This window comes from Virgibacillus indicus (genome assembly GCF_002266285.1).
In the GTDB taxonomy this organism is placed as follows: domain Bacteria; phylum Bacillota; class Bacilli; order Bacillales; family Amphibacillaceae; genus Virgibacillus_K; species Virgibacillus_K indicus.
In genome coordinates this window covers 1-422 of record NZ_NPMS01000045.1, presented here as the reverse complement: position 1 = coordinate 422, position 422 = coordinate 1, and the positions used below count along the sequence as shown (strand labels likewise).

The window sequence follows — 422 nt, the reverse complement described above, 5'->3', positions numbered from 1 at the left end:
ACGTCATCCCCACCTTCCTCCGGTTTGTCACCGGCAGTCTCGTTAAAGTGCCCAACTAAATGATGGCAATTAACGACAAGGGTTGCGCTCGTTGCGGGACTTAACCCAACATCTCACGACACGAGCTGACGACAGCCATGCAGCACCTGTGTTCCGGCTCCCTTTCGGGCACTCACAAATCTCTTCAGGATTCCGGACATGTCAAGGGTAGGTAAGGTTTTTCGCGTTGCATCGAATTAATCCACATCATCCACCGCTTGTGCGGGTCCCCGTCAATTCCTTTGAGTTTTAACCTTGCGGCCGTACTCCCCAGGCGGCCAACTTCACGCGTTAGCTACGGTACTAAGGTCTCTTCCCAACACCTAGTTGGCATCGTTTAGGGCGTGGACTACCAGGGTATCTAATCCTGTTGCTGATACCTA

At 52.6% G+C, this 422-nt stretch carries 1 rRNA gene; it reads right to left on the bottom strand.

The window, feature by feature from the left end:
* Window positions 1-422 (bottom strand): 16S ribosomal RNA (locus CIL03_RS19395); the annotation flags it as partial.